Below are 26683 nucleotides of genomic sequence, written 5' to 3' on the forward strand. Positions count from 1 at the left end.
CAGCAACATAGGGTTCACCATGAGTCATGTAATCGCAGCCGCTGTCCAGTGCAGCCCGGTGCTCTACTCCCGTGAGGGCACCGTCAATAAAATCTGCCACTGGATTGAAGACCTCGCCCGCCAAGGCGTGGAGCTTGCCGTGTTTGCGGAAACTCTGGTGCCCTATTACCCCTATTTTTCGTTTATCCAGCCGCCCTACGCCATGGGCCCACAGCACCTGCAGTTAATGCGGGAAGCGGTAACCGTGCCGTCTGCCGCAACCGAACAGATTGCCGCAGCCGCCCGGGCCGCCGGCATGGTGGTGTCAGTGGGCGTCAACGAGCGCGAGGGCGGCACCCTGTATAACACCCAGCTGTTGTTCGACGCCGATGGCTCACTGGTGCAGCGCCGGCGTAAAATCACACCGACTTACCACGAGCGCATGATTTGGGGGCAGGGTGACGGCTCCGGCCTGCATGCGGTCGACACCCGAATCGGCCGGATCGGTTCCCTGGCGTGCTGGGAGCATTACAATCCGCTGGCTCGATACGCCCTGATGGCGGACCACGAGCAAATCCACATCGGAATGTTTCCAGGCTCTTTGGTGGGCGAGATATTTGCCGAGCAAATTGAAGTCACCATTCGCCATCACGCCCTGGAATCCGGCTGTTTCGTGGTGAACGCCACCAGCTGGTTGTCGCCGGAACAGCAACAACAGATTGCCGACGACACCGGCGGCCCTGTTTCCGGCATCAGTGGCGGATGTTTCACCGCCATTGTGTCACCGGAGGGCAAACTGCTGGGCACGCCGCTGCGCAGCGAGTCCGGCGAAGGCGCTTGCGTTGCAGAGCTTGATTTCGGCCTGATCGACAAGCGTAAACGCATGATGGATTCGGTCGGTCACTACAGCCGGCCCGAGCTGCTCAGTTTGCTCATTGACCGCACCGCCACCCGTCACTGCCAGCCCATGGGACCACCCCATGATCCGCCGACCCAACACGCACCCGAAACCTCCCCGCCCGACGAGCAGACCCACACCGGCTCTGAATTGAACGGCCAGTGACTGGAGCCCGACCATGACCCTCAATCAGCAGCAGTTAACCCGCATTCAAGCCCGAGGTGTGCGGTGGGACGAGCCCGACACACTCGGACTGGCCCGCATCGGCGGCGCCGGGCCTACTGACCACAAGGCCCTGACCATTGACGGCCAGACTGCCATGGTGCCGGTCTACAGTGATCAGATTGCAACATCACCGTTCAGCGCCCGGCCGGGCGAAGAGGCTGAGGAAATCCTGATCTTCGAGCATGACCGGCTGATCGGAAAAACCTCCTCACCCGGCACGCCCCGCTTCTATGGCCTGACCACCGCCGACGGCACGCCGTACTCCCACATCGCAACCCTGCACAGCCGCGACGTGCTGGCGACTACGGTATTACAAACCTGCGTGCGCTATCGCAACCGGGATACCTCCTGCCAATTCTGTGCCATTGAGGAGTCACTGAAAAACGGCACCACCACTGCCCACAAGACCCCTGCGCAGCTGGCAGAGGTGGCGCGTGCCGCGGTCGAGCTGGACGGCATCAGCCAGATGATCATGACCACCGGCACGCCCAAAACCCTCGACCGCGGTGCCGCCGTGCTGACCGAATCCGCCGCGGCGGTCAGAGCGGTGGTCAATGTTCCAATTCAGGCGCAGTGCGAGCCGCCAGACGACGATGTCTGGTTCCAACGCATGAAGGATGCCGGTATCGACGCCCTCGGCATGCATCTGGAAGCGGTCACCGACCGGGTTCGCAAGGCCATCATGCCCGGCAAGGCCTCTGTGCCCATCGCGCGCTACCTGTCGGCCTTTGCGGCCGCGGTGACCGTGTTCGGCCGGGGCAATGTCAGCACGTACATTCTGGCCGGGCTGGGCGATACCGAACAGGAAATTCTGGACATGTGCCTGCAGCTGACGGCGATGGGCGTTTATCCGTTTGTGGTGCCTTTCGTTCCGGTCGCCGGCACGCCCCTGGCCCACTATCCAATGCCGGATCCGGCCATGCTGGAGCGCATCTTCAAGGTGCTGGGACCCGAACTGGTGCACCGGGGCATCACCTCCGACAGCCTGAAGGCTGGCTGCGCCAAATGCGGTGCCTGCTCAACATTGAAGCACTATGAAACAGCCGAGCCAGTGACTCATCTGGAACAGGAGACAGCTCATGACTGAGCGCCAGTATGCGATTGATCACAGCCCCTTCGATGCGTTTCGCTCACCCGAAATACAGGTCCAGGTGGCCACAACTTCCTGGCAAAAACAGCGGTATTTTGCCCTGCGTCGGGAGGTTTTTGCCCGCGAACAGAAAATTCTGCCCCATCAGGAGCAGGACGCGGACGACTTCCGCGCCATTGCAATCATTGCCCTGGCGTCCAACTGCGGCATGAGTGACGACGTGGTCGGCGCAGTCCGGATTTACCCGGTGACCGATGCAACAAGTCATGAACAGCTGTGGTTCGGAGGTCGTCTCTGTGTCGCCGCGTCGTATCGTCGTTACCGTTCGATCGGCAAAGGCCTGATCAACGAGGCGGTCTGTCGCGCCAAAGCACTCGGCGGCACCCGGTTTCTGGCCAATGTGCAGCGCCAGAACGAGGCCTACTTTCAGGCCCTGCATTGGCACACCGTCGAGTATCTCACGGTGGCCGGCCGGCCCCACGCACGGATGCAGGCGGACCTGTCCGCTTACCCTTTGCTGGCGCGAGGCGCATGAAGTCCCTGGCCCTGCGATCGTCTGGCGGCGGCTGGGCGACCAACCGGCAGAGTGAGCTGGATGCGCTCTGCGATCAGCTCCGCGCGCTGCCGGAAATAGCCGCCAAACGGTCGATTCAGTGGGCGGCGGGTTCACGTGGTCAACGCGAGGGCCTGAGCCTGACCCAACGCTATGCCATGCCCGGTGACGACTGCGCCGCATTCAAAACCGGCGACGGTTACCAGCTGCTGGCGATGGAGGGCATGCTACCGGCATTTGTGCAGCACGACCCGAAAGCCGCCGGCTGGTCGTCGGTGATGGTCAACGTCAGTGACATTGCCGCCATGGGCGGGCGTGCAATGGCGATTGTCAACGCCTACTGGCACAACAACCATGCCGACAGCCGGGTGCTTTTGCACCACATGAAGCGTGCTTGCGACGTGTTCGGGGTTGCGTTCGCCGGCGGCCACAGCAGCATACAGACGGGGTACACCCCCGGGCTGGCAGTGGCCATTACAGGCCACGCCAGCCATCTGCTGTCATGCTATCACCTCAAGGCTGGCCATCGCCTGTTCATGCTCAGCGATCTCACCGGCAGTTGGCATGGCGACCTGCCTTACTGGGGCTGCACCCAGGGAAAATCACCGGAACAGATTCGCGCCCAATGGGAAGTGCCAGCCGTTTTGGCCGAGGAGGGTCTCGCCGTCGCCGCCAAGGACATCAGTAATGGCGGCGTACTCGGCACCCTCATTATGATGCTGGAGCTGACCGGTTGTGGCGCGTCTCTGGACCTCAGCGCTATTCCCCGGCCCCGGGGCGAGCTCATGCGCTGGCTGCGGGCCTTCCAGAGCTACGGCTTCCTGCTGGTGGTTGAACCCGACAAGGTGCCTTCGCTGATTCGCTACTTCCAGCGCAGCCACCTGACCTGCCAGCCGGTAGGCTCAGTTACCGACGATGGCAAGATCCGTCTCGATCATGCCGGAGATGAGGCCGAATTCTGGGATATACGCGACCAGCCACTCACCCACATGGGAGCAGTCTGATGCCTGCCGTTCATTTCAAAATCGCCTGGCCTGATGGCGAGAACCAAATCTATTACTCGCCGTCCACCGTGGTGCGCGAACATCTCAAGCCGGGTGCGCGCTATGGCCAGGCCGAGTTCCAGCACATTATTGAGGCCGCGCTCCATGCAGCCTCCGAGCGGGTACGCCAGCGTTTCGGTTACACCTGCAGCGCGGCCAGTGCCGAGCTGGATAAAATCAGCCTGAAATTGCGCCAATTGCAGGAGCAGGACATTGACGGCTCCGTCGAACTCACCGCCATCAGTTAGCAGGACAGCACCATGACTAAAATCGACACCAAGCACGTCAGCGCCCTCATTATCGGCGCCGGCCAGGCCGGCCTCGCCATGGGCTACTGCCTGAAACAGCAGGGCATTGACTACCTGATTCTGGAAAAATCCGGCGACATCGCCCACGCCTGGCGCGATGAACGCTGGGACAGTTTTTGCCTGGTGACCCCCAACTGGCAATGTCAGTTACCGGGTTATCCGTATCAGGGCGAGGATCCCAATGGCTTTATGGTGAAAGAGGAAATCATCGCGTACCTGGAAGGCTATTATCGCTTCTTCAAACCGCCGGTGGTGTTTCACAGCCCGGTGACCGCGCTCAGCCGCAAGGGCGATCGCTTCCATGTTCAGAGCGGCAAGCACCACTACACCAGCGACCAGGTGATCATCGCCTGCGGCGGCTACCACCAGCCCCGAATACCTCAAGCTGCCGAGGGCTTGCCCGCCCACATTCACCAGCTCCACTCCCGAGACTACAAGAACCCCGGGCAACTGCCGCCGGGGGATGTTCTGGTCGTTGGCACCGCACAATCTGGCAGTCAGATCGCCGAGGATCTCCACCTGGAAGGCCGGAAAGTACACCTTTGCGTGGGGTCGGCACCCCGGGTTCACCGGCGCTATCGCGGTAACGATGTGGTCAACTGGCTTGATGAAATGGACTACTACGACACCACCATCGATGACCACCCCGACGGCGCCAACGCACCGCACGCGACCAATCACTATGTTACCGGCCGGGACGGCGGGCACGATATCAACCTGAGAGTATTCGCCGGCCAGGGTATGCAGTTGTACGGTCGGCTTAAGGGGGCAGGCGATGGCCAACTCGTGTTTCACGATGACCTGAAACAGAACCTCGATCATGCCGACGCCGTTGCCAAGCGCATCGCCGACGGCATTGAGGACTACATCCAGCGCAACCGTCTGGCCGCGCCGGAGGATGACAATGTTCACAGCACTTACATGCCGGAGACGGTGACCCGATTGGACCTCAGCACCACCAATATCACCTCGGTCGTGTGGGCCACAGGTTTCCACCTGAATTACGACTGGGTTCAGTTGCCGGTGACCGACCGCGAGGGCTTTCCATTACAAAAGCGCGGGGTCAGTCCGGTCGCCGGAGTTTATTTCCTGGGTCTGAACTGGATGAACACCTGGGGCTCTGGCCGGTTCTACCATGTCGGGCGGGACGCCGACTATCTGAGCCACACCATTGCCGAGGCCCTTGTCCAGCGGCACGCCTCCTACGCCTGAAGGCTGACGACCGGCGCTTTCTGCACGACCCGGCATCGCCAGCGGCGAAGGGGCGCCGGGTGTCTGTCAGACACAAGCGTCAGTACAGCTCCTCGGCGCCTTCCGGCCGGCTCTTGAAACGTTTGTGAAGCCACAGGTACTGGTCCGGGTGGGCCCGGATGGTGGTTTCAATAAAATGATTCCACGCCGCCGTGTCTTTTTGCACATCCTCGCCAAAGCCTTCCTGAATCGGGGAAAAGGCTATCTGGTAACCACCGGATTCGGTTCTGATGTGGCTGATGCAGATGATGGAGGCCCCGGATTCGCGAGCAATGTAGCTGGGTGTGGTGATGCAGCCGGCCTGCACCCCGAAAAATGGCGTATACACCTCGGTTTTGCGGCCAAAGTCCTGGTCGCAGGCGTACCAGACCTGACCGCCTTCTTTGAGAAACTGCATCATGTCCGGCAACTGCCGCTTGGTGAACGGCTGAATATTGAAGTGTCGCCGCCGCCCTTTTTCAATGGCGCGATCCAGCACCGGGTTGTTATTGGGCCGGTACATATAACCCGGCTTGCTGAGCTGGCAGGCAATCAGTGGTAGCGCGAAATCGAGAATATTGTAGTGGCCACCAATCAACAGCACGCCCTTGCCGCGGGCCTTGGCTTCCTCCAGGTGTTCCAGGCCGATCACTTCGACACTGGCCTGGTAGGGTTCCATGTCACGCCACCACGCATGCGTGCTGGTCATAAAGCCCTGGGCACAGGACACAAAGCACCGCTCCACCAGTCGGTCCTGCTCGTCCCCACTAAGCTCCGGAAAGCAGGCCTGAATATTGGCCTTGGCCACCCGATTACGGGATTTCAGTCGGCGATTCAGAAACCGCCCGATACCCTCGCCCCAGCGCTCCTTATTGGCCATCGACAACCGGGACAGGAGGTACAACCCGAACACGCCCAACCAGGCGGGCCATAAAGCGGGGTGCCACAGAGGGCGGGAGCGCTTACTGCTTTTCTTACTCATGGAAAGGGATCACTTGCGGCATCGAATAAAACGATCAGCCAAAGGCGCCAGCTGACCAGGCAATGGTTCGACGCTCACAGTGCCACAAATCGGCAAAAGTTAACAGATGAGTCGCGGTCAGCCGGGTCATTCCGGTGCTTGTCAGCGCCGGCAATTACGACCTATGCTGCAACAGACAACCGGCTAAAAAGGACATGACGCCATGGAACCGTCTCTGAAAACGCTCGCCGCTGTTTCACTCATTTTTTGGTCGGTTGCGGGGTTCGCAGACACCCCCGCGCCGGAGGACGCTGCCGTTTACTTTATCTCACCGGAGGACGGTCAGACGGTCAACTCGCCCGTCACCATACGTTTTGGACTCTACGGCATGGGCGTTGCGCCCGCAGGAGTAGATCGTACCGGTACCGGGCATCACCACCTGCTGATTGACACCGACGTCCCGCTGCCGGCCGGCCGGGCGATTCCATCCGATGACCGCCACCGACATTTTGGTGGAGGTCAGACCGAGACCCGGCTTGAGCTGGCGCCGGGGCAACATACCTTGCAGTTACTGATCGGAGATATGCATCACGTGCCCCACCAGCCGCCGGTGATGTCAGAGAAGATCACCATAACGGTCGAATGACCGCTCAGTCAGCCGCCTCGCTGGCGATCTCCCGAAACGCCTCCACCAGCGTGGCCGGCTCTTGTGCACCGGCAATCATGTAGCGCCCATTGACGATGAACGCCGGCACGCCGGATACGCCCGCCTGTTTATACAGGCGCTCCTCGGCGACCACCTCATCGGCAAACTGTCCGGACGCCAGCACCTCGGCCGCCGCTTCACCCGAGAGCCCGACGGACTCCGCCGCGTCCCGCAACACCTCTCGATCAGCTGGATTCCTGGCGTGGCCAAAGTAGCTGTCAAACAAGGCCAGCTTCAGTTCGGTCTGTTTGCCCTGATCCCGCGCCCACATCAGCAGGCGATGGGCGTCAAAGGTATCCTGGGCACGGCGCTCCTGCGCTTTGTTGAAATTCAGCCCAAGCCCGGCCGCAAGCGTCATCAGGTTGGTCTGAGCGGCACGGGTATCCGCCGCACTCTGACCGTATTTATTGCACAAATGTTCTAGAATCGGTTCACCTTCCGGCGGCATATCAGGATTAAGCCGAAAGGCTTTCCACTCGATCTTGAACGCCAATTCGCCGTCGAGTTCCGCCATCGCCTGTTCCAGGCGCTTGTACCCGATAGCGCACCAGGGGCAGGCCACATCAGACACAATGTCGATTTGCAGGGTCTTCATCGTCGGCTCCATTACTTGTTCACCAATGTTTTCATTCACCAATATCTTCGTTCCAGAGTTCGGGGCTTTGCTGGATAAATGCCGCCATCAAGGCCTGACACTGGGGATCGTTCAGCACCGTCACCTCGACGCCCCGCGACCGCACATACGCCTCCGGACCGCAAAAAGTGTGATTCTCCCCCACCACCACGTGGGGAATCCCATACAGCAGCGCCGCACCACTGCACATATCACAAGGTGACAACGTGGAGTACAGCGTGGCCCGGCGATACTCCGCCGCTTTCAACCGCCCGGCGTTTTCCAGGCAATCCATTTCGGCGTGCAGCACCGCGCTGCCCTTTTGCACCCGACGGTTGTGGCCTCGCCCCACGATCTGACCGTCCAGTACCAATACCGAGCCAATAGGGATACCGCCTTCTGCCTGGCCTTTGCGAGCTTCGGCAATGGCGGCTTCAAGATAAGGATCACTCACAACGCCTCCCTTTATCATGCAAACCGAAATGGGGCCCTTTCGTGGCCCCTATCAGTCTCAACCGAAGTGGAAGAAAGCGACTTTGTTGCCGTCCAGATCACGAACATAAGCGCCGTAAAACTGGTTGGGAATACGCTGACCCGGCTCGCCATCGCAGGTCGCGCCCAGGTCAATGGCTTTACGGTAAAAGGTGTCCACCGCCTCTTTGGAACCCGGATGAATCGCCACCATATTGCCATTGCCCGGATGGTTGGGCTGCCCGTCATAGGGCTTGCACACCGCCAGCATTGGCGCACCCATGCTCTTACCAACGAAGGCAATGCGATCCATATCAAGCAATAGTTTTGCCCCCAGATCTGCCAGCAAGTCGCTGTAGAACGTTTTGGCTTTTGCCATGTCACTCACACCGATTGTCACGTAACCAATCATTCGTGGTCATCCTTATTGTCGTTAAGTTGCGGTCAGTTAAGGCCTTGAGGTATTTGATTCACTCAATGGACGAGCCAGAGCCCATCAAGACCCACCAGATATACGCCGAGCTCGCCGTATTGATCAGTATTCAGGACATGGATCGCCGAAGGCAACGGTAAATTGTAACGGCGGCCACGTCAGGCCGGCCGGGGAGCAAACATGATAATCGCCATGCCCACCAAGGCGACAGCGGCTCCGGTCAAGTCCCACACCGTGGGCCGGACGCCCTCCACCAGCCACAACCACAGCAAGGCGGCACCGATATACACTCCACCATAGGCCGCATAGACACGACCGGCAGCGGTGGGGTGCAGCGACAGCAGCCAGGCGAACAGCGCCAGGCTGATGGCAGCGGGTACCAGTAACCAGGCGCTTTTGCCTTCCCGAAGCCAAAGATAGGGCAGATAGCAGCCGACAATTTCGGCCACCGCGGTCACCATAAACAGCCCAAGCGTTTTCAATTCAGCCACCCCCCGTTAATCCTTTCCACAGCCCGATCCCACTGATAACCAGTAATACGGTACCCAGCAGACGAAAAAACACCGGCGTCTCGGCATTCAGCATGCGTGTATGAAAACGCAACCCAATCACGTGACCAATGGCCGCGCAGGGCAGCAACCAAAGATGATGGATTAACTGCAGATCGACCCCGGCCCAGACGAACGCCGCCATCTTGATGGTGACCAGAATAAACCAGAGCGCAAACAGCGTATCCCGCAGACGCTCCTTGGGCAGATGTTGGGCCACCACCGCAATGATCAGCGGCGCGCCAATAAGCGACGTACCACTGATGTAGCCGCCCAGCATCAGAAAGGCGGCATCCACCACTTTGCTGTTACTCCGAAAGGGGCGGTCCAGTATGTAGGACACTGAGTACAAGCCCACAATGGAAAAGATGATCACGCTCATGACATGGGCCGGCAGGGTCAGCAAGCCAAAAACGCCGATCAACTTGGGCACAATCATGATGGCCAGAATGCGCCACAGGTACGCCCAGTCCACGGTGCTCGGCGCCGGCCCGGAAACCTGAGCCTGGCGGTTACGGTTGTTGAGCGCAATCGTCAGCGAGGAAAACACCAGCAGGTGCACCGCAATGATCGGCAAGTACACCAGCGGCTGGTTGCTCACCAACAGCAAAAACGGCAGTGAGAGCACAGCGCCGCCAAAACCCAGGCCAGAGCGGACGAAACCACTCCAGATAAATATCAGGCCAATCAGAGCGTACTGGTAGGGCAACAGGTCGGACATATCTACCTTTTGTCAGGGCAACTCACAATGGGAGCTGCAAGGGTAACGGTTCACACGATGAATGGGTAATCGTGAGGGTGCCACCGGCAACCTTGGCGCCGTGACATCGAGGCTGGGTCACCGTATCCCGCAGTGAGTGGTGACTGACTTGCAAGCCGCAGGGCACCAGCGTATTCTCAAAATACTGTATGTATGAACAGTTATGGTGAACGCATGCCTCCAACCCGAACCCGCGCCACGGAAAACAATCCACACAACCGTTTTCAGCCCATCGTCACCGACCGGCACATCGACGATGACTGGTACCGGGACCCAGACGATGAGCTGAATCCCGACAGCCTGGCAACGGCAGTCATCGATGAGCAGGTTAAGACCATCATCAGCCGCAATCAATCTCCGGACGTGCCCTTTGATCAGTCGATCAACCCCTATCGGGGCTGCGAGCACGGCTGCGTTTACTGCTTCGCACGCCCAACCCACGCCTATTGGGACATGTCGCCCGGGCTGGATTTTGAAACCCGCCTGATCGCCAAGCCCAACGCCGCCAAGCGCCTGAAAGCTGAGCTCGACAAACCCGGATACCGCTGCTCCGCCATCGCCCTTGGCGTGAACACCGACGCCTATCAACCCATTGAAAAACAACGACGGATTACCCGCCAACTGTTGGAAGTGCTGTGGGAATACCGCCATCCGGTCACCATCATCACCAAAGGCGCGCTGATACTCAGAGATCTCGACCTGCTTTCCAGAATGGCCGCCGAGGGGTTGTGTTCCGTGCGAGTCAGCCTGACCACGCTGGACAATGACCTGAAACGGCGGATGGAACCCCGGACAGCCGCGCCGGCCACCCGGCTTAAAATCATCCGGGAGCTCACCTCAATTGGGGTGCCGACCGGCATCATCATGGGGCCCGTCATTCCATTTCTGAATGACCAGGAACTGGAAGCGATTCTGCGGGCAGCCGCAGGCGCCGGGGCCACCCGTGCCAGCTGGATCATGCTCAGGCTGCCCCATGAAATAGCGGACCTGTTTTCAGATTGGCTCCAGCGTCATTTTCCCGACCGGGCCCGCCATGTGATGAATCGCATCCACGACCTGCGAGGCGGCAAGGCCTATGACAGCCGTTTTGGCCAACGGATGACCGGGCAGGGCCCCTACGCTGACCTGATCCGGCAACGCTTCGATCGGGAGGCGAACTTACTCGGGCTCAACCGCCAGGCGCAGGAACCGCTGAACACCGACCTGTTTCGCCGCCCCGGTGGCGAGCAATTGTGCCTTTTATAGCTATTTCCCGGCGTTTTGGGGAATCCCCGTGGGTTTGGCAAATTATCACTACCGGCGCTTGTAACAGGTCGTTTTATTACGTCTCTGCCTTGACGTTAATTGATCATTTTATAGACTAAAGCGTATGCTACAGAGAGACTGTGGGCGCTGCACGCAGCCTTGTCTGCATTCGGAGCCTGCAAAGCATCGGTAGTGGGAAGCAAGTGATAGATCAGGGAGCGAATCCTCATGAACCACGGCACCAGTAAAGCTGAACCTTTGCGAGAGGGTCATTCACGGCCCAACGTGCTGGAAATTCCTGCCGCAAGGCAACACGTCGATAGAGGTCCCCATTCCTATGAGCGCTGGCTGATTGCCAAGCTGCTGCGTATGACGGGTAACCCACCCCTGCGATTTCAATTGTGGAACGGTGAAATCATTGAACCAGACGGGGCAACCGCAACCTTTACCATCCTGCTGAGCGATCCCAAGGCGCTGTATCAGCTCGTCAGCAATCCGAATATGGCATTTGGTGATCTGTACAGCAGTGGACGGCTGGAAGTGGATGGCGATCTGCCGAACCTGATGACCACGCTGTATCGCTCAATCCAGCAGGCCAAACAGAGCTGGCCCAAATGGCTGGAAGCCATCTGGCGCAACCATCACCCACGCTCGACCGGTCTCTCCGAAGCCAAGGAAAACATTCATCACCATTACGATCTGGGCAACGAGTTTTATCAGCTCTGGCTCGACCGCGCAGAAATGCAGTACACCTGTGCCTATTATGAAAGTCCGGACCTGACACTTGAACATGCGCAACTCGCCAAACTTGAGCACGTGTGCCGAAAGTTGCGGCTGCGCCCGGGCCAGGTGGTGGTCGAAGCGGGGTGTGGCTGGGGCGGACTTGCCCGTTACATGGCCAGCCAGTTCGGCGTCAAGGTACACGCTTACAACATTTCCAAAGAGCAGCTCCGCTATGCCCGTGACGCCGCCGAAAAACAGGGTCTGAGTCACCTGATCGACTACGTTGAGGACGATTACCGCAATATCGATGGCCAGTACGATGCCTTCGTCTCCATCGGTATGCTGGAGCACGTCGGCAAGGATCACTACGCGGAGATGGCTCAGGTCATTCGACGCTCACTGAAACCCGAAGGCATGGCACTGCTCCACAGCATTGGCCGCAACCGCCCAATGCTCATGAACGCCTGGATCGAGAAGCGCATCTTCCCGGGCGCCTACCCACCCAGCATTGGTGAATTCATGGGCCTTTGCGAGAGCGGCGATTTTTCGGTACTGGACGTCGAAAACCTTCGCCTGCACTACGCCCAGACACTTGAGCACTGGATGACCCGGTTCGAACAGGCCCGGGATCAGGTAACCGAACTGTACGACGAACATTTCACTCGTGCCTGGCGGATGTACCTGGCCGGGTCGATCGCCGCCTTCCGGGCCGGCTCTCTGCAGCTGTTCCAGGTTGTGTTCACCCACGGCGAGAATAACGCCCTGCCCCAAAACCGGCGCTATCTGTACGATTCACCCGCTGCACCGGAGGCTCGTTGAGATGGAACACTACGATGTGATGATCATTGGTGGCGGCCCTGCCGGCGCCACTCTGGCCTGGGCGCTGGAGGCCAGTGACAAGCGTATCCTGATCATCGACAAGCAGGCCTTCCCGCGCGATAAAACCTGTGCCGGCTGGGTCACGCCGGCGGTCATGGACAGTCTCAGGATTGATCGGGAGGTCTACGCCCGCAGTCATACCCTGCAGCCTATCACCGGCTTTCGGATTGGCATGATGGGGCAATCGGCGGTCGACAACGACCATGTCGACATTGTCAGCTACGGTATTCGCCGCTGTGAATTCGATGCCTACCTTCTGGACCGCGTGACGGCAGACAAGCAGCTCAGCACGCCGGTGAAGTCCGTTGAACGTATCGGCAACAGCTGGATCGTCAACGGCGAGTTCGAAGCGCCGTTATTGGTCGGTGCCGGCGGCCACTTTTGCCCGGTGGCGCACAGACTGGGCGAAGGTCCCGGTAGCCACGAGCTCGTGGTGGCCGCCAAGGAAGTGGAATTCGAAATGACCCCGGAGCAAGCAGCCGTCTGCCGCGCCAGGGGCAACGTGCCCGAGTTGTGGTTCTGCCGCGATCTGAAAGGCTACGCCTGGGTATTCCGCAAGGGTAACTACCTGAACATTGGTCTGGGCAGGGAAGACAATCACCGCCTTACGGACCACCTCAACCGATTTGTCGACGAGATGAAACAGGACGGCCGCATTCCACCCGACCTGCCGGGACGCTTCAAGGGACACGCCTACTTGTTGTATGGCCACGCCGAACGGCCGCTTATTGATGACGGGGTTATACTGATCGGCGACGCTGCGGGCCTGGCCTACACTCAAAGTGGCGAGGGCATCCGGCCCGCGATTGAGTCCGCCCTGATCGCCGCCGAAGTCATTCAGCACGCGCCCGATATGTCCGCGCGGTGCCTACAGCGTTATGGCGAGGCCATCTCCGAGCGTTTTGGTACCCGCGCGCTGAACGAGGACTCAGGCTGGCAGATACCCGACTGGATCAAAACCCCGTTGGCCGGGGGCCTGATGCGCTCGCACTGGTTCACGCGCAAGGTGGTCACTGAAAAATGGTTCCTGCACCAGCAAGTACCGCCCCTCAAACTCGCACTGTAACGCTCGTCAAAAAACCCGGGGCAGTGCCCCGGCTTAGCCGATTAACCACCAATTCACACACACGCTTGCCTGTTACCTGAGCGCCGCGAGCTCAACGACGTCAATGTCATAGAGCGTGGTGGTGCCACTCACCTCATTACCAATCACCAACATGGGATGGCCCGTGGGGCTGTCCGTCGCCGCAATAAAGGCGGCACCTTCCGGTCCCAGGTCGCCCCCCATTCCAGCTTCAACATCGGCTTGCGAGACCGTGAAGGCCCGGTTATTGAGGTACTGGACAAAAACCGGATGTTGCGGATTGGTGACGTTGTAGACCATCAACCCACCGACCCGCTCCAATCCGATAAAGGCGAACGTCTGGCCATTGATTGTACCGGTCACGACAGATTCCGGCTCTGGCCCCTTATCGTCCGACCGGCTATCGAACGAGTTTTCATCGTTGTTGCTGTTAAAGTTATCCGGTATGACCGCCGCCGTGATGCGTTCAAATTCGCTACCACTGTCAAACACCCGCGTGCCATCGGCCGCCCAAATAGCAAAGGACCGGGCGCCATAGGCATAGAGCGCGTCATACTCACACGCCAACGTCACATCGGTTGCCGGATTACTGGGGTCGCAGCCGTTGCTGACCCCCAGCGTTGACGTGACGTTCAGGCGTCCGAGGTTAGCGTCATCCTGGAGCTCGGCGGCGTTCGGAAACGCGGCGGCATCCAGTGTCAGGTCGCCGATGCGGAATTCCTCACTAAAACCGGCGTAATCGCGGGAATCACCCTCGTTGGCGGTGACGTAGTAGGTGTTACCGTTGTAGCCGTAACTGGCTATGGCGTCGGGTTGGTACATGCCCTTCACCGGCCAGTTGCGGAGCACAATGCCGCTGTCCAGGTTGCTGGCGTCCAGTTCGTTGCCAATGACGCTGTAATCCTTATAACCAAGAGGCAACACCGCGGTCACCTCGGCCGTTGCGATATCGAGTTCGGCTACGGCGTTGTTTTCCTGCAGGGTGATCCAGGCGGTGGCGTTATCCAGCGAGACGGCGATGTATTCCGGTTCGAGGTCCTGGGCCACGGTCGCGCCCGGCCCAAACAGCCGAACCCCCTGGGCCCGTAACTCCGCAGCCTGCTCATTGAAGGCGGCAAAGCCGGCACTGGTAACGGTAGCACCGGCGACCCCGGCGGCCAGGTCAATCACACTGACCGAGCCTTCCGGATCAATGCCGTAGTCGTCGCTGGGCTCGCCTTCGTTGGCAACCAGCAGTGTTTGACCGTTTCGGGTAAAGGTCACCATGTCAGGTAAGGCGCCAACCGTCACTTCGCCGAGCTTGCCAAGCCCCAGCGCATTGTAAAACACCACCTTGCCATTATCGGTCTTGGTGGTTGCTTCAATCGCGACCGCCACCAGTCCACCGTAGACGGCGACGCTGTTGGCGGAGCCACCCTCGGCACTGGCATCAATCGTATTCAGCAACACCGGCCGGGTCGGGTCCTGAATATCCAGCACATCCACGGTAACGGCTGCGGAGTTGATCACGAACAACCGTTGATTCTCACTGTCGTGGGCCACGATCTCGGCAGCCCCACCGTCAAAAACATTAGGCGTGGACTGGTAACGGCCCAGCAGATTCAGTTCGATCAGGGTGTTGCTGATACCCGGCTGACCATCAGCACCGTTTTTGCCATCCTCGGTGCATGCGGTCATGCCGAGCAGCGAGGAAACAACCGCAGCGGATAACAGTGATCTGTGAACGGTCATGAAGCGCCTCTTCGTCGTTGTGGGTCGTGGTGTTTTAACCACCACCTTAGGCAGGCGACATGACACTCACATGTCAGGTTGATGTCGGTTTTATCTCCATGGGATGGCGCAAAAAAATGGCGGCCCGAAGGCCGCCATTTTTGTATCGTCTTAATTAACCGTCGTGGACGCGGTTTACTGCCCGAGGTAACTGCGGTACATCCACACCAGCTTTTCCTGTTGCGAGATATAATCGCTCATCAACGCCGATGTCCCTTCGTCGTCGGCATCGCCGGCAAGATGCAGCAGTTCACGCTGTTTACCGATCAGCTTGGCAAAGCTCTCGACAATGTTCTCGACCGCGGTCTTGCCGTCATGGACATCTTTTCTCTCCGGCACTTCGGAACGCTCGATGTAAGTGCTGTAAGCGTGCGCAGGCCGGTGCCCCAAGGTCAGAACGCGCTCAGCAACTTCGTCGATTTTCAATAACAGATCGTCGTAGAGTTCTTCAAATTTCGCGTGCAGCTCGAAGAAGTTTTCACCCTTGATGTTCCAGTGATAGCCGCGAACGTTCATGTAAAAGATCTGGTAATTGGACAGCAGATCGTTCAACGCGTCGGACAGTTCCTGCGTTTTAACAGTATCCAACCCAATAAAATTCGTGCTCATACCTGTTCTCCTTGTGGTGAAAGACGCTTCCCAACGTCTTTGTGCAACCGATTGACGTCACTATATCGGCTGCCTCTGCAGCCGCATAGTTTAGTCGAGCAATGCCTTCGATAGGCTATATTTATCGATAAAATAATAGCCATAGCTTTTACATGAAGGCACGCCAACCCCATCACTAAGCCCCGGAGTCAGGCGCCTGGCCCACAATCCATGCAACGCTCGATCATTTCCGGGCCAATGTGCAACTTATGGTTCAGGTCGCGCAGGGCGGTCCTTACGCCTTCTTCAATCACCGGATGGTAAAACGGCATATCGAGCATTTCACTCACCGTCATGCGCTTTTGCGCCGACCAGGCCAACAGATGACCAATGTGTTCGGCCGCCGGACCAAACATCTCAGCACCCAAAAACAGACCCGTGCCCTGTTCGCCATAGACTCGGAGCAGACCTTTGTTCTGACCAATGACCCGGCTTCGCCCCTGCCCCTTGAACGACACCTCACCTACGGCATAGCAGGCTTTGCAGCGTGCCTCGACCTGTTCAATGGTCAAGCCCACCGTGGCAATCTGGGGATGGGTAAAGACCACGCTCAGCGCCGTGCGACGTAAACCTGCTCTGACATCGGGGTAGCGTCCGGCGTTGCCTCCGGCAATGCGCCCCTCGTCGGCAGCCTCGTGCAGCAATGGCAGATCATTGTTGGCATCCCCGGCAATGAACACCGAACGGTTACCACACTGCAGGGTGTAGGGGTCGAACAGTGGCACGCCGCTGTCGTCAAGCTGGACGTCGGCATTCTGAAGGTCGAGCTGATCGACATTGGGTCGTCGGCCCGTCGTCGCCAGTAGGTACTCAAAATGTTCCGTCTGTTCGCCGACAGCCGAATCCCTAAACGTAACGCTGACCCCCGCGTCGGTTCGTTCAATCTGCTTGACGTCGGCGTCCGGATTTAAAGGAAATTCTTCGTTAAAGATCTTCAGGGCACAAGCGCGAATACTGTCGTCACGAATCGGTCCCACCGCACCACCGACGCCAAACATGCGAACCCGAACCCCCAACCGACTTAATGCCTGTCCCAGCTCCAGACCTATCACGCCAGGGCCAAAAACGGCAACCGACGTCGGCAGGTCGTCCAGTTCGAACAGGTCGTCGTTTACCATCAACCGGTCGCCTGCGGCCTTGAGGAAGCTGGGCAAGTGGGGCCGGGAACCGGTCGCAATCACGATTCGATCCGCTTCAATTTCCAGGCTCTTATCGACCATCAGCCGATGCGCATCCAGGAACCGGGCCGAGCCCTGGACTTTATGGGCGTCCGGAAACCCTGCCACTGACTCCAGAACAAAGCCGACAAACCGATCGCGCTCACGCTTGACCCGCTCCATCACCGCTTTCCCGTCGATTCGAACACCGGTTGCATGTACGCCAAAAAGCTCCGCCGCCTGCACGTCATGGGCGGCCTCCGCAGCGGCAATCAGCAGCTTGCTCGGCATACAGCCCACGCGGGCGCAGGTGGTTCCATAATGCCCACCCTCAATCATGACCACGTTGTCAGTGTGATCCCTGGCAGCGCGATATGCGCCCATTCCCGCAGTGCCAGAACCAATTATCGCCACATCCACTTTTCGCTTATCCACGGTCGTTCTCCTGATTAAGACGGGGGCGTTCGGTCAGGGCCATTGAGTCATGTTCCTTGTCGACACTCTTAGTGTGATTAGTGTGATCTCGGGCCCTATCTTTGGTTCCGGGACGGCACTCCGTCTATTTGCGGTGCGGTGCCTTCGCTTGATGCGAGCATGGGCATCGCCTGTCGGGTTGATTTTTTCGCTCAGGACTTTGCGGGCCCGGAACTGCGATGACCGTACTATAGGGGTTCGGCTTAATTAGCTAAAAATCATGTCGACCTCCCATTCCATCGTCTTTAGCTAACACCTGCACAACGGAATGGGTGCGAACCTGACAAGACATCGTGGCGTTAGGCTTCTATGCTTACCGATCCTGGGGCGCACATAATGCGCTCTCGACTTACTGTCAACGCACCTCAACTAACCCAGGCCCACGCAGGACACTGACTCCATGGCAAGCTACTGGCCCGAATTTTTCACCGTCGCGGTTGTCCATTTGTTGGCGGTTGCCAGCCCAGGTCCCGACCTGGCAATCATGATTCGGCAATCGCTGTGTCAGAGTCGGTATCACGCCCTGCTGACCGCGTCGGGTATTGGTGTCGGAATATTGGTGCACGTGACCTATTCACTGCTGGGTATCGGGTTGATCATTCAGCAGTCGCTGGTCATGTTCAGTGTCCTGAAGGTGGTGGGCGCGCTCTATCTGACCTGGATTGCCTGGCAGTGCTTGCGCTCAAAGGCCGGCGGCCTATACGTGCCGACCGAGCCAGGGCCAACACAGTCCGCCCCTGGCGCTTTTCGACTGGGGTTTTTCACCAATGCGTTGAACCCTAAAGCGACGCTGTTCTTCGTGGCGTTGTTTTCCGTTGTCATCAGCCCGGGCACTCCACTGGCCATCCAGGCCGGCTACGGTCTGTACATGGCAACGGCAACAGGTCTGTGGTTTTCGGCGGTGGCGGTTTTCTTTACGCTCCCGCACGTCCGCCGTGGGTTCGCCCGCTTTGGCCACTGGCTCGACCGGCTAATGGGCGGCGTGTTGTTACTGCTGGCGGGCCAACTGTTGTTCTCTACCCTGACCGGCGAAGCGGCGCCGGACGCGACCTCCCAGCACTGACCCCGCGTCAGGCCGAGAGCTCATGCAACAAGGCTGCGGTGTCGTCCCAACCGATGCAAGGATCCGTAATCGACTGGCCGTACACCAGGTCTCCGTCATCGTTCTGGCGCCCGGGCTCGAGAAAACTTTCCAGCATCAGGCCGCGAATGGCTGCGTTCCCAGCGTCCTTCTGAGCCATAACGGAACGCGCGACTTCAAGCTGGCGCTCGGCCTGCTTGCAGGCGTTGTCGTGACTGCAGTCCACCATAATGGCCGGTGACAGGCCTGCGGAGGAGAGCGCCGATGCAGCCTGCCCGATGCTGTTCGCATCGTAATTGGTCACGCCCCGACCGCCGCGTAACACCAGATGAGTGTCGGCATTGCCTGGGGTGGTAATCATCGCCGGCTGGCCACTCTCGGTCAGCCCCAACCGATGATGGGTGTGTGCGGCTGATTTGATGGCATTCAGAGCAACGGCCACACCGCCGTCGGTGCCGTTCTTAAACCCGACCGGCATCGGCAAGCCACTGACCATTTCCCGATGGATCTGCGACTCAGTGGTGCGAGCGCCGATGGCGGTCCAGCTCACCAGATCCCCCAGATAGTCCATGGCCATGGGACTCAGCGCTTCGGTGGCCAAGGGTAACCCGAGCTCTGTCAGGTTAAGCAGTAAGCGGCGCGAGCGGACCAGGCCCTCATTCAAGTCTCCCGCACCAGTGCGGTCAGGGTCGTATAACAGGCCTTTCCAGCCTACGGTGGTTCTGGGTTTTTCAAGATAGGCCCGCATTACAATCAGAAACCGACCCCCAACCTCATCCGCCAATGCGGCCAATCGCTCACCATACTCCAGCGCCGCCACTTCGTCGTGAATGGAGCAGGGCCCGACGACCACCAACGTGCGGTCGTCGTCACCGCGCACAACACGACGAACAGCTTCCCGATGCTGGTCAATCTGTTTTGCCAGGAACGGTGCAACCGGTAACTGCTCACGAAGTTCACGGGGCGTAGGCAATAACCGCGCCTGATGGACGGCGGTGTCAGCACCAGTCGGGCCGGGGCGCTCCAGTGTCTGGGCGTTCAATGGCATGTTCATGGATCGGTTTCCCTATTCACTCGGTCAGAATCAAAAAAGCCCCGGCTGGGCTACCAGTCGGGGCTTTTTGAGTCCGGTGGCAGCCTGGGTTTTCTCCGGGCCGCCTTCCTCGTTAATCGTTTGAAGGTATCTTACGGATGGCCCGGATGCTGGCTAAAATAAAAGCCATAACCACACCACCAAAAAAACACAGCCGCCACCGAAGCCATCGGCAAGCCGAAAGCTTTCAGAACATTCAATTGACAGGGCATGTGTGTCGTCTTCATGCTTTTTACTATAACGCTGGTTGTCGGGTTTGCAAGCCTTTGTCCGTTTTTGTGATCCCCTGTCCCTGTATCTGGCTGGAATATTCAATGAAACCGCACACGTTCTGGTTGTCACTGGTCCTTGTCTTTGCCCTGCCCGCCACCGTCTCGGCGGCGCCGGAAGCAAGAACCTACTTGCTCGAAAATCGCCCGGCCCAAGACCTCGCCCTGCAACTCCGGGACCTGTATCCCAACAGCCAGTTGGCCATCAGCAGCCATGGCCAGCAGCTGATTGTGCGGGGTGAACCCGATGTGTTGGAGGAAGTGGCGACCCTGGTTAACACCATGGATGTGGCACCGATTCAGCTCCGTGTAACGGTTCGCTCGGGCACCAGCGGTGACGGTCAGCGCCAGGGTGGCGGCGTCAGCATCACCACCAACGGTGTGGTTGTTCAGTCTCAGAATAAGGTTACCACCACTCGGCGTCTGCGGGAGCGGAATCTGGTGATGCAGGATGGCCAGTCGGCCCACATCAGTTCCGGTCAGCTTCGCGCATTGCCGGTGGCGATTGGCGGCGGACGCAACCCCGCCGTGCTATTACAGCAAGTGGCCGTGCGTAGCGGCTTTGTCGTGAGCCCACAGGTCATTTCAGACCAGTTGGTTGAATTGACTGTAATGGCGTTTGAGAACGATCCCTCACAGGATATTCCTGGCTACGACACCGAGGCGGTGATGACCATCCGCAGGGTTGAAACCGGCCAATGGGTAGAACTGGGCAGCAGCACCACACGGCAATCGAGTCGTCAGTCTGGCAATACCTACGAGGTGGGTGGTCGCGAGAGTGACAACCAGTCGTTCGAAATCAGGGTAGAGGTTTTGTAACACGGCGCAGGGCTCACCATTGGTTACTTCCGGAGCAGCACCGACTTGGCTTCGTTGACTTTCGCCGCCAGGTAATCATTACCGCCCCGGTCAGGATGAATTTTCTGCATCAATCGCCGATGGGCTGCGACCACGTCGTCAGCACTGCAGCCATCCCCAACCCCCAAAATCTCGCAAGCTTCACGCACGGACATGCCGCCACTCGCCGCAGGGGCCCGCTGCTGGCTTGCGCCGTCTGCAGGACCGCTATCCGGCTCTTTGTATTGCTGATACAGCCGGTTCAAGAACGGCAAATGGCGCACCAGCAGCGGCAATTTTCGGAGTAACGGCAGCAGCGCCGCGACCCCGGCAACCAGGACGTGAACCCGCCCTGTGAGCACCAGCAGCAGCAAAATGCCACAGAAAATGCCGACGCCCAGTTTCCAGCCCGCCGTTTTTTTCTGTTCCGGTGTCAGTCCGCCCCAGTGCTTCAACACCACAAACAGCAGCAGTGCCAACCCAAGGCCTAAAATCCATTGCATGCGGTCATCCTTTCATACGTGATAGCCGTAACACCACAAGATTGTCACGAGTTGGCTGTTATCATGCCCAACATTGTCAGTGTTTAACATCCGTGTCATCTGGTACGTCCAATTGCCAACCAATATTGGAGCGGGCGGGCAAGCAGGCCGATGTCGGAGGCCTGCAAAAGTGTGTAGGCTGCTATCTTTTACGCTACAATGCGGTACTTTCTGCTTCGACTCTGTTGACCCGCCTGAGCTTATTCTCCGGGCGCTCAATGCGGTTGAATCATCACCAGACGGCGGCCTTCGGGTGACACTGCTCGTTATTGACGGATATTGTTAATCAGGACCTGACTCATGCGCACAGCCCCTCGTTTTATTATCGTCATCATTTTTCTTGGTGTGGTTCTTGGTGGCATTTTCGGCTACAAGTTCTACCAATTTGGCCAGATGAAAGAACAGTTCTCCCAACCTCAGCCGGCTGCCATCATCTCTGCAGTCAACGCGCAAACCGAATCCTGGCTTCCCGCCATCAAAGCAGTCGGCAGCATTGAAGCGGTGAACGGCATTCAAATCGCCAATGAAGTGCCCGGGGTGGTCGAAACCATCAATTTCGAGTCCGGTGATACGGTCAAGAAAGGCGACATGCTGATCCGCCTGAACACCGACATCGATGCAGCGGCCCTGCGCACCCGTCGTGCCGAAGCCCAATTGGCGGAACAGGAATTCAAGCGCCTGGCCGACCTGCTGCCAAAACGGGCGGTTTCCCAATCCCAGTACGATGAGTCCAAGGCCAACTTTGACGCCGCCAAAGCGCGGGTCAATGAAGCCGAAGCCCAACTGAGCAAAAAGATCATTCGCGCTCCCTTTGACGGCAAACTGGGCATCCGGATGGCGGATCAGGGAGAGTACCTGGCCACCGGTTCCCCAATCGTTGAGATCAACATGCTGGATCCGATTTATGTGGACTACACCCTGTCGGAAAAAGACCTGGCCAGTGTACAGACCGGGTACAAGGTTGCCGTTACCGTAGCCTCGGTACGAGGTGAAACCTTCGAAGGAACGGTCAGCGCCATCAACTCATCCATCAATGCCGATACCCGAACCGTCCGAATTCGCGCGACCCTGGCCAATGCCGACAACAAACTCAAGCCCGGCATGTTCGCCACGGTCCAGACCCGTCAGCCCGAGCGGATCCAGGTCGTGACGTTGCCCCGCACGGCCATCTCCTACAACACCTATGGCGATTACGTGTTTGCAGTCGAGCCCAATGACAACGATCAGTTAACCGTGAATCGCCGGACGGTGACCACCGGCGACACCCGTGACGGCCGCGTGGCGATCCTCAGTGGCCTGAAAGACGGCGAACAAGTGGTGGAAAAGGGCCTGCTTCGCCTACGTGCCGGCCAAACCGTCACCCTTCAGGAAGAGGATGCCATGGTGGGTCAAAACGACCCCAGCAAAGCGACGGAGGCGTCTGACTGATGCGGTTCACTGACATATTCATCCACCGTCCCGTGCTGGCGACGGTGGTCAGCTTACTGATCCTGCTGCTCGGTGCCCGAGCCGCCATGGAAATGGAAATTCGCCAATACCCGGAACTGGAAAGCACCACGGTCACCGTCACCACCGCCTATCCCGGTGCCAGTTCTGACCTCATCAAGGGCTTCATCACAACTCCGCTGCAACAGGCCATGGCCGAAGCCAGTGGTATCGACTACCTGAGTTCGACCAGTTCTCAGGGGCGCTCGACCATTGAAGCCAAGATGGAACTGAACTACGACGCCAATGCCGCACTGGCTGAAATTCAGGCCAAGGTGGCCAGCCAGCGCAATGTGTTGCCGACCGATGCCCAAGACCCGGTGATCACCTCCACCACCGGCGACTCGACGGCGCTGATGTACATCGCGTTCTACAGCGAAGAGTTGAAAGTGCCCCAGATTACCGATTACCTGACCCGGGTGGTGCAGCCCAAGCTGCAGGCGTTACCGGGGGTGGGTAAAGCCAACCTGCTGGGCCGGGTATTTGCCCTGCGGGTCTGGCTTGACCCCGAACGCTTGTCGGCCGTCGATATGACGCCCCAGGAAGTGGTTCAGGTAATGCTGCAGAACAACTACCAGGCCGCAGTCGGTAATACCAAAGGCGAATACGTCAAAATCAGCATGACCAGTGACACCGACGTCGGTGATCCCGAGCAGTTCAAGGACCTGGTGGTGAAGGAGTCGGATGGCTCGTTGATTCGGTTGCGCGACATTGCCCGTGTCGAGCTGGGGTCGGAAAACTACGACCAGCTCGCGTTGTACAAGGGCAAGCCTGCCACCTACGTGGCCATTGAGCTGTCCCCGGGCGCCAACCCACTGACCGTTGCCCAACTGGTCAAGGCTGAGCTGCCGGACATCGAGCGTCAGTTGCCGTCTGGAATGAACGTGCGTCTGGCCTATGATGCCTCGGACTTTATCGACGACTCCATCAACGAAGTCATCAAAACCCTGATGGAAGCCCTGGTGATCGTGCTGGTGGTGGTGTTCCTGACTCTGGGCTCGCTCCGGGCGGCGATCGTGCCATCGGTGGCCGTGCCGCTGTCGCTGGTCGGCGGCGCCTTTGTCATGTTGCTGATGGGGTTCTCACTGAATTTGCTGACCCTGCTGTCGATGGTGCTTGCCATCGGGCTGGTGGTGGACGACGCCATTATTATGGTGGAAAACGTGCATCGGCATATCGAGGCGGGTGAGTCTCGCTTCGATGCCGCAATCAATGGTGCCCGTGAAATGTCGGTACCGATCATCGCCATGACCACCACCCTGGTGGCAGTGTACGCACCCATCGGGTTTATGGGCGGTCTGGTGGGCTCGCTGTTCACCGAGTTTGCCTTCACCCTGGCTGGCACCGTGGTGATTTCGGGGATCGTTGCCCTGACCCTCTCACCGATGCTGTCAGCTTTGGTGCTCAAGCCCCACGGTAACCCGGGCAAGTTTGAAAACCTGGTCGAGCGCACCTTTACTGGTCTGGCCAATGGCTACAAGCGCGCTCTGACGTCCACCGTGCAGAGTATTTCTGTGGTCATTTTCTTTGCCCTGGTGGTGCTGACATCGATCTATTTCATGGTGGCCATGAGCCAGAACGAACTGGCGCCGACGGAGGACCAGGGCATTCTGTTCTATCAGGGCCTTGGCCCGCAGACCGCAACCCTGGAGTACCTGCAGGAACACGGTGACGAGGTCCAGCAACGGATGGCAACTCTGGACGGCTACAACGAGGATTTCATGATCATCGGTATCACCAGCCCCAACGCGGTCTTCGGTGGTTTCAAGATGGCACCGTGGAGTCAGCGCGACGTGAGCCAGTTCGATGTCCAGCCCAAACTTCAGGCCGAGCTGAAACAGGTAACCGGGCTCCAGACCGCCGTATTCCCCCGGCCCTCGCTACCCGGCTCCGGTGGCGGCTTGCCGTTTCAGTTTGTCATCACTACCGGTGAGGACTATCAGCGCCTGAACGACGCCGCCGACGAATTGCTGGGCAAAGCCATGCAAAGCGGTAACTTCATGTTCCTGCAAAAATCGATTGAATTTGACCGCCCGGTTACCAAGATCAGTGTGGACCGCGATCGGGTGGCGGACCTCGGCCTCTCCATGCAGGATGTCGGCCGGGCGATGTCGAGCATGCTGGGCGGCGGCTACATCAACCGCTTCAACATGCAGGGGCGCTCGTATCAGGTTATCCCTCAGGTGGAGCAGTCGTTCCGCCTGGATGAGCAGGCGCTCAAGGATTACTACATCCGCTCCGACAGTGGCGAGCTGGTCCCCCTGGGCAGCGTGGTCAATTTCGAGCGCGCGGTGGAGCCGTCTCAGCGAACCCAGTTCAACCAGCTCAATTCACTGACCCTGCAGGGCGTCCCCATGCCCGGCGTGGCGGCAGGTGATGCCATGGCGTTCATGCAGCAGGCGGCGGATGAAACGCTGCCCCAGGGTTTCAGTTACGACTACACCGGGGCCACACGTCAGCTCGCGACGCAAGGCAGTGCATTGATGGTGACGTTCTTCCTGTCACTGCTGGTGATCTATCTGGTACTGGCGGCACAGTTTGAAAGCTGGCGTGACCCCTTCATCATTCTGGTCTCGGTGCCCATGTCGGTGGCCGGTGCCATGGCCTTCATCGTGCTGGGCTTCGCCACCATGAACATCTACACCCAGGTCGGTTTGATTACGCTGATTGGTGTGGTGTCCAAAAATGGCATCCTGATTGTGGAGTTTGCCAACCAGCTTCAGAAAGAACGGGGGCTCAGCAAACGCGAAGCGGTGATTGAGGCGGCCTCGATCCGGCTGCGCCCAATCATCATGACGTCGCTGGCGCTGATTTTCGCCATGGTCCCTCTACTCATCGCGGTGGGGCCAGGCGCCGAGAGCCGGTTTGCCATTGGCCTGACCATTACCGCCGGTCTGGGCATCGGCACCTTGTTCACCGTCTTCGTGTTGCCAGCATTCTATATCCTGCTGGGCAAACAACACGCAGCCGATACACACCCGGACAAGCCTGAGCCTGCTGCTCACCCAGCGCCCGCCCAGTAATTGTCAGGCGCGCACGAGCCCGGCCACCCTCCAGGTGGTCGGGCTTTTTTATGCCCACTTCCCTATACTGATACCCGCGGCGCCTAAACCGCTTCACTCACCGAAAGGGATAATGCACCCGTGACCTTAAGCAGCCTGTTCTGGATTTTTTCGGTCGGTTTCCTGGTGTGGTACTGGTGGAAAGCCAAAGCCATCAAGGACTTTGTCCTGGGTGTGGCGAAAAACCACTGCAAGAAAATGGATGTGATGCTGCTGGATGACGTTGTCTATCTGCGTGGGCTTTGGTTCAAGCGCGACCGTAACGGCAGCATGAGGGTCTGGCGGCGCTTCCTGTTTGACTTCACCTCCACTGGCGAAGAACGCTATCTGGGCCGCATCATCATGCTCGGACAAACCATTGAACAAATTGAGCTGGAACCCCACCGGTACGAACGCGAGTACTAGCCGCGCGTAGGGTTAATGCCAGTAGACCGCTGAATCCTGCCCTGTTCCTGTGTCAACCAACCCCCTCTACAATTTGTTACCAAGCTGAAACCTGACTGTCATATTGCTGTC

26 protein-coding genes are annotated in these 26683 nt (G+C 58.8%); 15 read left to right on the forward strand and 11 right to left on the reverse strand.

Features of this window, described 5'->3' with window-relative positions:
• The first annotated feature begins 19 nt into the window (after positions 1-19).
• Genes GRX64_RS01355 through GRX64_RS01380 form a run of 6 tightly spaced genes read left to right on the forward strand, consistent with a single transcriptional unit; the run spans position 20 to position 5308 of the window.
• Positions 20-1042 carry a Nit6803 family nitrilase gene (locus GRX64_RS01355; RefSeq protein ID WP_166263377.1) on the forward strand — a complete coding sequence of 341 codons (1023 nt, stop codon included), beginning with the start codon at positions 20-22 and terminating at the stop codon, positions 1040-1042.
• Positions 1043-1055: 13 nt separating this feature from the next.
• Entirely contained in the window at positions 1056-2189 is a 1134-nt protein-coding gene (locus GRX64_RS01360; RefSeq protein ID WP_166263378.1) for an MSMEG_0568 family radical SAM protein, read from the forward strand.
• Positions 2182-2727, forward strand: a complete 546-nt coding sequence (locus GRX64_RS01365; RefSeq protein WP_166263379.1) for an MSMEG_0567/Sll0786 family nitrogen starvation N-acetyltransferase — start codon at positions 2182-2184, stop codon at positions 2725-2727. Before GRX64_RS01360 ends, GRX64_RS01365 begins: the two co-directional genes overlap by 8 nt.
• Positions 2724-3749 (forward strand): sll0787 family AIR synthase-like protein, encoded by a 1026-nt coding sequence (locus GRX64_RS01370; protein ID WP_166263380.1) that lies wholly within the window; start codon positions 2724-2726, stop codon positions 3747-3749. The genes GRX64_RS01365 and GRX64_RS01370 overlap by 4 nt, the downstream gene beginning before the upstream one ends.
• Positions 3749-4036, forward strand: a complete 288-nt coding sequence (locus GRX64_RS01375) for an MSMEG_0570 family nitrogen starvation response protein (protein ID WP_166263381.1) — start codon at positions 3749-3751, stop codon at positions 4034-4036. Before GRX64_RS01370 ends, GRX64_RS01375 begins: the two co-directional genes overlap by 1 nt.
• A gap of 12 nt (positions 4037-4048) precedes the next feature.
• Positions 4049-5308: an MSMEG_0569 family flavin-dependent oxidoreductase gene (locus GRX64_RS01380; RefSeq protein WP_166263382.1), complete on the forward strand. Its 1260-nt coding sequence runs from the start codon at positions 4049-4051 to the stop codon at positions 5306-5308.
• A gap of 79 nt (positions 5309-5387) precedes the next feature.
• Here the strand turns inward: GRX64_RS01380 and GRX64_RS01385 are convergent, their stop codons facing one another.
• Positions 5388-6308, reverse strand: coding sequence for a lysophospholipid acyltransferase family protein (locus GRX64_RS01385; RefSeq protein WP_166263383.1), 921 nt, complete (start codon positions 6306-6308; stop codon positions 5388-5390).
• 202 nt (positions 6309-6510) lie between these two features.
• Here GRX64_RS01385 and GRX64_RS01390 point away from each other — a divergent pair, with 202 nt between their 5' ends.
• Positions 6511-6933, forward strand: a complete 423-nt coding sequence (locus GRX64_RS01390) for a DUF4399 domain-containing protein (protein WP_166263384.1) — start codon at positions 6511-6513, stop codon at positions 6931-6933.
• A 4-nt stretch (positions 6934-6937) separates the two neighbouring features.
• Here the strand turns inward: GRX64_RS01390 and GRX64_RS01395 are convergent, their stop codons facing one another.
• The 5 genes from GRX64_RS01395 to GRX64_RS01415 form a co-directional block, all read right to left on the reverse strand.
• A complete protein-coding gene (locus tag GRX64_RS01395; RefSeq protein ID WP_166263385.1) occupies positions 6938-7588 on the reverse strand; it encodes a DsbA family oxidoreductase in 651 nt (216 codons plus the stop codon).
• Between the two features lie 31 nt (positions 7589-7619).
• Positions 7620-8060, reverse strand: a complete 441-nt coding sequence (locus tag GRX64_RS01400) for a nucleoside deaminase (protein WP_235937474.1) — start codon at positions 8058-8060, stop codon at positions 7620-7622.
• A 57-nt stretch (positions 8061-8117) separates the two neighbouring features.
• A complete protein-coding gene (locus tag GRX64_RS01405) occupies positions 8118-8489 on the reverse strand; it encodes a VOC family protein (RefSeq protein WP_166263387.1) in 372 nt (123 codons plus the stop codon).
• A 179-nt stretch (positions 8490-8668) separates the two neighbouring features.
• Positions 8669-9001, reverse strand: a complete 333-nt coding sequence (locus tag GRX64_RS01410; protein WP_166263388.1) for a YnfA family protein — start codon at positions 8999-9001, stop codon at positions 8669-8671.
• Positions 8994-9779, reverse strand: a complete 786-nt coding sequence (locus GRX64_RS01415) for a sulfite exporter TauE/SafE family protein (protein ID WP_166263389.1) — start codon at positions 9777-9779, stop codon at positions 8994-8996. Before GRX64_RS01415 ends, GRX64_RS01410 begins: the two co-directional genes overlap by 8 nt.
• A gap of 213 nt (positions 9780-9992) precedes the next feature.
• Here GRX64_RS01415 and GRX64_RS01420 point away from each other — a divergent pair, with 213 nt between their 5' ends.
• The 3 genes from GRX64_RS01420 (at position 9993) to GRX64_RS01430 (ending at position 13731) form a co-directional block, all read left to right on the forward strand.
• Positions 9993-11063 (forward strand): PA0069 family radical SAM protein, encoded by a 1071-nt coding sequence (locus GRX64_RS01420; RefSeq protein ID WP_166263390.1) that lies wholly within the window; start codon positions 9993-9995, stop codon positions 11061-11063.
• A 228-nt stretch (positions 11064-11291) separates the two neighbouring features.
• The gene (locus GRX64_RS01425) at positions 11292-12605 is read left to right on the forward strand and encodes an SAM-dependent methyltransferase (protein WP_166263391.1); all 1314 of its coding nucleotides are present in this window, start codon (positions 11292-11294) and stop codon (positions 12603-12605) included.
• A 1-nt stretch (position 12606) separates the two neighbouring features.
• Positions 12607-13731: an NAD(P)/FAD-dependent oxidoreductase gene (locus tag GRX64_RS01430; protein ID WP_166263392.1), complete on the forward strand. Its 1125-nt coding sequence runs from the start codon at positions 12607-12609 to the stop codon at positions 13729-13731.
• A 72-nt stretch (positions 13732-13803) separates the two neighbouring features.
• Here GRX64_RS01430 and GRX64_RS01435 read toward each other — a convergent pair whose 3' ends face one another.
• The 3 genes from GRX64_RS01435 to GRX64_RS01445 form a co-directional block, all read right to left on the reverse strand.
• Positions 13804-15480, reverse strand: coding sequence for a choice-of-anchor I family protein (locus tag GRX64_RS01435; RefSeq protein WP_166263393.1), 1677 nt, complete (start codon positions 15478-15480; stop codon positions 13804-13806).
• A 174-nt stretch (positions 15481-15654) separates the two neighbouring features.
• Complete coding sequence (locus GRX64_RS01440) at positions 15655-16128, reverse strand: Dps family protein (protein WP_166263394.1); 474 nt, start codon at positions 16126-16128, stop codon at positions 15655-15657.
• Between the two features lie 188 nt (positions 16129-16316).
• Entirely contained in the window at positions 16317-17759 is a 1443-nt protein-coding gene (locus tag GRX64_RS01445; protein WP_166263395.1) for a dihydrolipoyl dehydrogenase, read from the reverse strand.
• A 439-nt stretch (positions 17760-18198) separates the two neighbouring features.
• Between GRX64_RS01445 and GRX64_RS01450 the strand changes: the two genes are divergently transcribed.
• Complete coding sequence (locus tag GRX64_RS01450) at positions 18199-18861, forward strand: LysE family translocator (protein WP_166263396.1); 663 nt, start codon at positions 18199-18201, stop codon at positions 18859-18861.
• A gap of 7 nt (positions 18862-18868) precedes the next feature.
• On the opposite strand, the gene GRX64_RS01455 is transcribed toward GRX64_RS01450, so the two are convergent.
• Positions 18869-19933 carry a 3-deoxy-7-phosphoheptulonate synthase gene (locus tag GRX64_RS01455; RefSeq protein WP_166263397.1) on the reverse strand — a complete coding sequence of 355 codons (1065 nt, stop codon included), beginning with the start codon at positions 19931-19933 and terminating at the stop codon, positions 18869-18871.
• Positions 19934-20286: 353 nt separating this feature from the next.
• Between GRX64_RS01455 and GRX64_RS01460 the strand changes: the two genes are divergently transcribed.
• Positions 20287-21060, forward strand: coding sequence for a type II and III secretion system protein (locus tag GRX64_RS01460; RefSeq protein WP_166263398.1), 774 nt, complete (start codon positions 20287-20289; stop codon positions 21058-21060).
• Between the two features lie 23 nt (positions 21061-21083).
• Here the strand turns inward: GRX64_RS01460 and GRX64_RS01465 are convergent, their stop codons facing one another.
• Entirely contained in the window at positions 21084-21581 is a 498-nt protein-coding gene (locus tag GRX64_RS01465; RefSeq protein ID WP_166263399.1) for a J domain-containing protein, read from the reverse strand.
• Between the two features lie 339 nt (positions 21582-21920).
• On the opposite strand from GRX64_RS01465, the gene GRX64_RS01470 reads away from it, so the two are divergent.
• The 3 genes from GRX64_RS01470 (at position 21921) to GRX64_RS01480 (ending at position 26572) form a co-directional block, all read left to right on the forward strand.
• Positions 21921-23048 (forward strand): efflux RND transporter periplasmic adaptor subunit, encoded by a 1128-nt coding sequence (locus GRX64_RS01470; protein ID WP_166263400.1) that lies wholly within the window; start codon positions 21921-21923, stop codon positions 23046-23048.
• Positions 23048-26128: an efflux RND transporter permease subunit gene (locus GRX64_RS01475; RefSeq protein WP_166263401.1), complete on the forward strand. Its 3081-nt coding sequence runs from the start codon at positions 23048-23050 to the stop codon at positions 26126-26128. The genes GRX64_RS01470 and GRX64_RS01475 overlap by 1 nt, the downstream gene beginning before the upstream one ends.
• 120 nt (positions 26129-26248) lie before the next feature.
• Entirely contained in the window at positions 26249-26572 is a 324-nt protein-coding gene (locus tag GRX64_RS01480; RefSeq protein WP_166263402.1) for a DUF3301 domain-containing protein, read from the forward strand.
• Positions 26573-26683: the final 111 nt, after the last annotated feature.

Origin of the sequence: Marinobacter caseinilyticus (assembly GCF_011074955.1) — a bacterium.
GTDB lineage: Bacteria > Pseudomonadota > Gammaproteobacteria > Pseudomonadales > Oleiphilaceae > Marinobacter > Marinobacter caseinilyticus.

Coding starts and splice junctions, on each gene's coding strand:
- GRX64_RS01355 (WP_166263377.1), top strand. CDS start 20: ATGAGTCATGTAATCGCAGCCGCTGTCCAGTGCAGCCCGGTGCTCTAC.
- GRX64_RS01360 (WP_166263378.1), top strand. CDS start 1,056: ATGACCCTCAATCAGCAGCAGTTAACCCGCATTCAAGCCCGAGGTGTG.
- GRX64_RS01365 (WP_166263379.1), top strand. CDS start 2,182: ATGACTGAGCGCCAGTATGCGATTGATCACAGCCCCTTCGATGCGTTT.
- GRX64_RS01370 (WP_166263380.1), top strand. CDS start 2,724: ATGAAGTCCCTGGCCCTGCGATCGTCTGGCGGCGGCTGGGCGACCAAC.
- GRX64_RS01375 (WP_166263381.1), top strand. CDS start 3,749: ATGCCTGCCGTTCATTTCAAAATCGCCTGGCCTGATGGCGAGAACCAA.
- GRX64_RS01380 (WP_166263382.1), top strand. CDS start 4,049: ATGACTAAAATCGACACCAAGCACGTCAGCGCCCTCATTATCGGCGCC.
- GRX64_RS01385 (WP_166263383.1), bottom strand. CDS start 6,308: ATGAGTAAGAAAAGCAGTAAGCGCTCCCGCCCTCTGTGGCACCCCGCT.
- GRX64_RS01390 (WP_166263384.1), top strand. CDS start 6,511: ATGGAACCGTCTCTGAAAACGCTCGCCGCTGTTTCACTCATTTTTTGG.
- GRX64_RS01395 (WP_166263385.1), bottom strand. CDS start 7,588: ATGAAGACCCTGCAAATCGACATTGTGTCTGATGTGGCCTGCCCCTGG.
- GRX64_RS01405 (WP_166263387.1), bottom strand. CDS start 8,489: ATGATTGGTTACGTGACAATCGGTGTGAGTGACATGGCAAAAGCCAAA.
- GRX64_RS01415 (WP_166263389.1), bottom strand. CDS start 9,779: ATGTCCGACCTGTTGCCCTACCAGTACGCTCTGATTGGCCTGATATTT.
- GRX64_RS01420 (WP_166263390.1), top strand. CDS start 9,993: ATGCCTCCAACCCGAACCCGCGCCACGGAAAACAATCCACACAACCGT.
- GRX64_RS01425 (WP_166263391.1), top strand. CDS start 11,292: ATGAACCACGGCACCAGTAAAGCTGAACCTTTGCGAGAGGGTCATTCA.
- GRX64_RS01430 (WP_166263392.1), top strand. CDS start 12,607: ATGGAACACTACGATGTGATGATCATTGGTGGCGGCCCTGCCGGCGCC.
- GRX64_RS01435 (WP_166263393.1), bottom strand. CDS start 15,480: ATGACCGTTCACAGATCACTGTTATCCGCTGCGGTTGTTTCCTCGCTG.
- GRX64_RS01440 (WP_166263394.1), bottom strand. CDS start 16,128: ATGAGCACGAATTTTATTGGGTTGGATACTGTTAAAACGCAGGAACTG.
- GRX64_RS01450 (WP_166263396.1), top strand. CDS start 18,199: ATGGCAAGCTACTGGCCCGAATTTTTCACCGTCGCGGTTGTCCATTTG.
- GRX64_RS01455 (WP_166263397.1), bottom strand. CDS start 19,933: ATGAACATGCCATTGAACGCCCAGACACTGGAGCGCCCCGGCCCGACT.
- GRX64_RS01460 (WP_166263398.1), top strand. CDS start 20,287: ATGAAACCGCACACGTTCTGGTTGTCACTGGTCCTTGTCTTTGCCCTG.
- GRX64_RS01465 (WP_166263399.1), bottom strand. CDS start 21,581: ATGCAATGGATTTTAGGCCTTGGGTTGGCACTGCTGCTGTTTGTGGTG.
- GRX64_RS01470 (WP_166263400.1), top strand. CDS start 21,921: ATGCGCACAGCCCCTCGTTTTATTATCGTCATCATTTTTCTTGGTGTG.
- GRX64_RS01475 (WP_166263401.1), top strand. CDS start 23,048: ATGCGGTTCACTGACATATTCATCCACCGTCCCGTGCTGGCGACGGTG.